Source organism: Hymenobacter lapidarius (genome assembly GCF_001816145.1).
Taxonomy (GTDB): Bacteria; Bacteroidota; Bacteroidia; order Cytophagales; family Hymenobacteraceae; genus Hymenobacter; species Hymenobacter lapidarius.
Map to the genome: position 1 here is coordinate 1 of NZ_MDZB01000001.1, position 3,868 is coordinate 3,868.

3 protein-coding genes and 1 pseudogene are annotated in these 3,868 nt (G+C 59.6%); 1 reads left to right on the top strand and 3 read right to left on the bottom strand.

Annotation, left to right across the window (positions count from 1 at the left end; translation table 11 throughout):
* Positions 1 to 357 precede the first annotated feature (357 nt).
* Positions 358 to 510: a hypothetical protein gene (locus BEN47_RS21215; protein WP_158010759.1), complete on the top strand. Its 153-nt coding sequence runs from the start codon at positions 358 to 360 to the stop codon at positions 508 to 510.
* A 145-nt stretch (positions 511 to 655) separates the two neighbouring features.
* Here the strand turns inward: BEN47_RS21215 and BEN47_RS00005 are convergent, their stop codons facing one another.
* The 3 genes and pseudogenes from BEN47_RS00005 to BEN47_RS00015 form a co-directional block, all read right to left on the bottom strand.
* Entirely contained in the window at positions 656 to 928 is a 273-nt protein-coding gene (locus BEN47_RS00005; RefSeq protein ID WP_070724162.1) for a hypothetical protein, read from the bottom strand.
* Positions 925 to 1,716, bottom strand: coding sequence for a ParA family protein (locus BEN47_RS00010; protein WP_083321946.1), 792 nt, complete (start codon positions 1,714 to 1,716; stop codon positions 925 to 927). The genes BEN47_RS00005 and BEN47_RS00010 overlap by 4 nt, the downstream gene beginning before the upstream one ends.
* A 744-nt stretch (positions 1,717 to 2,460) precedes the next feature.
* A pseudogene (locus BEN47_RS00015) lies at positions 2,461 to 3,261 on the bottom strand (Fic family protein); the annotation flags it as partial.
* Positions 3,262 to 3,868 lie beyond the last annotated feature (607 nt).

Sequence of the window (3,868 nt, forward strand, 5' to 3'; positions counted from 1 at the left end):
CGAAAATCCTGCTCCTTCAGTAAATTACTGAGTATGCATGCTGCCCGCATTAAAATTGTAATTGATAAGCACAATACCACCTTGATTTAGACCATCGCCAGCGCTTGTAGGTGCCCGCAGCGGCGCTTGCTGCAAGTCAATGTGGACCAGTAGAACCCGTAAGATGGAGCTGTTACGCCACTTGGGCGGCATCAGCTTAAGAGCACGTAGCCCTCTTTCATAGGATTGGAAAATAAGGTGCCGTAATTACTAAAGCACGGGAACGGCAAATGCGACTTTTGGACCAAACTTTTAACCAAGGCCATCATCTGGCACGCTTACGGCAACGAGCGCAAGGCCGCCCAGCGGATTGGGCGCTTGCTGCGCCTCAACCCCGACCAGACGGCCACCGTGCACCTGCTTATGTACCAGGACACGGTCGATGAGCACTGGTTTGACCAGGCCCTGGCCGCGTTTAACCCCACCAAGATCAGCCACGTGGAGGCGCCCAGGGAAGTCCTGGGAGACTAATCAGCTGCCAGAGTTGTTGCCTGGCGCCTGGGCTGGCCGCAATTGCTGGGGCAGACTCAAAAGCGCTTAGGGTAGCAGTGTAGAACCGTTATTGACGCTACTATATTCTGCGAAGGCTCATGCGCCTTCCCCCCTCCCCCACTGCCTACTCTTCGGGAATGGGACGCAGCAATTCCGAGTCCTGGCGGGCAAAGAACTCGCTCAGGGCCCGGTCGAGCAGAAGCCGCTCGTTGCGCCGGCTCCAAAAAGCCAGCCGGCTGAGTTGTTCCTTGTGGGTGGCGGTGATGCGCTGGCCAAAGGCGACCAGCTTCTCCCCCCCCGCTTCCGGTGTCGGGGTAGCAGCCGGGGCAGCGGCAACAACTGGAGTGGCCACCGACTGCATCAGCATATCGGCCATGCTTTGCGTGGGCTTTCTCATAGGGCTTTCAGGATGGCGTGGGTGAGCGATTCGTAATCCTGCGCGGCGCGGCTACCGGGTTCGTAGGTGCATACGCTCTGCTGCATGGCCTGCGACATCGGCACGGCCATGTCCTTGCGGATGTGGGGCAGCAGGGCCTCGTCGCCGTAAATGCGCCGCGTGGCCTCGACCGTGCCGTGGTTGAGCGTGCCGCGCTGGTTGGGGTGGTAGGCCGTGAAAAAGATACCGGCCAGGGCCAGCCTCTCGTTCAGGTTATCCCGCACCACCCCGGCGGCCCGCACCATGTCGTGAAGGCCGTCAAAGGCCAGCTGCTCGGCCTGACAAGGAATGGCGTATACATCGGCTGCCGTCAGGGCCAGGCTGGTCAAGTCGCCCAGCGAAGGCGGGCAGTCAATCACCACGTAAGCGTAGCCGCTGAGCTGCGGCAGCAGCCGGCGCAGCAGGCCATGGTAGCCGGGAATCCGTTGCAGGCGCGATTCCTGACTCAGCAGCTGAATCGAAGCGGGCAGTAGGTCCAGTCCGTCTTGTTTGGTTTCGACAATGATTTCTTCCAGGGTGGCCTCCCCGAGCAGCACCGAAAGCAGCGTGTGCCCCCGGTAGCCGCGCTGGTGCAGCACGGCCGTGAGGTTGCCTGCCTGGGGGTCCAGGTCCAGCGCCAGCACGGCGTGGCCCTGCCGGACCAACTCGCCGGCAATTGCCGCCGCCGAAGCCGTTTTCCCAACTCCTCCCTTGTTGTTAGCAATGGCAATGACCCGTGGACGTGGCGGTGCTGTAGCGGAACCTTGCATGGCTAGTAATTCTTGTGAAGCTAGCGTCGCTAGCAGTGCTTGTAATGATTACGCTGCAAGATATGTCACATTAGCTAGCACAGCTAGTATACTGTAGTATTTCTTCTTATGCTATAATTGCTATCAATACTATTAGTACTAGCATTATGATATCAACACCTATCAGTGCCCTTTGCTACGTATTCCTGAACTTCAAGCAATAGAGAAACTAGCACAGCTATATTAGATAGCATTGCTAGCACTTCAAGTAAGAATATAGATGCTAGCAACAATAGCAGTAATTTAACTGCTAGAGGAGTGGAGAGGGGCAACTGCAGCAGGCAGCGCGAGCAACGGTGGGGGAGCCGGTCGGAGGATTTGGGCGACCCCGCGTGCATGGCGGCGAGGTATCTCGCAAAATGACTTATAACGATACCTGAATCGACTATTACCGGGCTGGTTGCGCGACCACACCACCGGTGGGCCGGTAAGAGAAGCCCGGGAGCCCCTCGGGCTTTTTTACTACCAGCGCAGCTGCGAGGAGATCTCCGTGAAGGCGCCTTGCTTTTCCAGCTGCCCTTTCACCGACTCGTAGGATGTGGGCTGCAACTCGGCCACGAACTGCTGGGTGCCGCTCAGCATGCGCAGATAGCGGCCGGGCTCGCCTTGGCGGCTCAGCCGGCGCAGCGCGTCCAGGTAGCCTTCCCGGGCGTGAGTAGTGACGATAATCCGGCACTGGCTGGCACTGACCAGCTCGGCGTTCATCATCAGGCGCGCCAGGCGGCCGTTCCCGTCGTCGAACGGGTGCACCTCACTCACCATAAACACCATGAACAGAGCCCGGGCCAGTGGTTCACTCAGGCTGCGGTACAGCTTAAAGCCCTCGTGCAAGGTGCCGCGCATTAGGCCGGGTTCCACGAAGCTAGTCAACCCGGCTTGGTTGGCGTGCTCTTTCCACTGGCCGGGGCGCTTGTCCGGGCGCGCGTGCAGGAGCTGGGTGTGTCGGCGCTGCAGGATGGCCAGCAGGTCCTCGGCCGATTGCGGGACCACCCGCATCTCGGCCACGTTGCTGCATAGCCGGTAGGTGCTCAGCACGTCGTGCGAATCGGCGTGCCGGCCGCCCACCAGCTGGCCGGTTTCCACCATCCGGCGCGCCTCATCCACCTGAAAATCAGTTCCTTCGATGAAATTGGAAAAGTAAGCCTCGAAGAACGCAACCGTGTAAAACGGGGGTGCCGCGGGGGCGGGGTCGGGCCGCTGCGGCAGCACCGCCGTGCGCAGCGCGCTGAGGAGCGTGGTGAACAGCCCCAGCAGGGTGTCGGACAAGCGGTGCAGGTGGCGCGTAAAACCGCTCTTATCCAGCCATTTCATGCCCCAGTGCTGCTGCATGTAGTGCCGGCCCAGGACCAGATTGCCGCCGAAGTAGCGGGCGGCGACCAGGGCCGTGGTCAGCACTTCGGCATCGGACAAGCGCCGGCGCGGGTCGGCCGGCCGCGCCCACACGGGGCGGGTACGGGTGAGCAAATCGTCGAGGAAGCAGTACATTGCAACGGTCTGTTCGCGCATGGTTTCAGCAGGAATGAGGAGGTCAGAGACCTTAAACCTACTGCTGCTCTGCCGAGCAGACTTTTTTTATGCCCACTGTACTCCGCAACTTGGGTTAATTATATTCGATTAATGGTCGAATTTCGTTATTTTTATTTGATTAACGCTGAACCATCGCAGTAATCAGCCGGGCACCCGATGTGGGTGGACCGGCATCATCCTGGGGAGAGCGGCCTCTTAAATCAACCTAGTTGCTTGAAAACGCCTCGACCACTCGCCATCCAGGATGATGGGGTAGTGGGCCTTTACTGCGGCAGAGCAAACTTCCAGTCCGCGCTAGCAGCAGGATGGCTGACCCGAGCCGGTTGTTTCGCTGGGCAAACCCAATCGCATGGCCTTGAGGCGTACCCGGCAAGGACCCCGTTGTCCTAGTCGCAGGGCTTCCCCGGCCGGCGCAGTTAGAAAAGCATGGGAAGGGGAGGAGCCCCCCCGTGTATTCGGCCGGTCCTTGCGGCGCGGAGGCAACTCTGGCCTTGGTTAAAAGTATGGTCCAAAAGTTAAGTGGACGGAGGCGGAGTTTGCTCCCAGTTGAAGGCGAAGAGGGCTTCGATGTCAAAGCGGAGGGAGT

Coding starts and splice junctions, on each gene's coding strand:
- BEN47_RS00010 (WP_083321946.1), bottom strand. CDS start 1,716: ATGCAAGGTTCCGCTACAGCACCGCCACGTCCACGGGTCATTGCCATT.
- BEN47_RS00005 (WP_070724162.1), bottom strand. CDS start 928: ATGAGAAAGCCCACGCAAAGCATGGCCGATATGCTGATGCAGTCGGTG.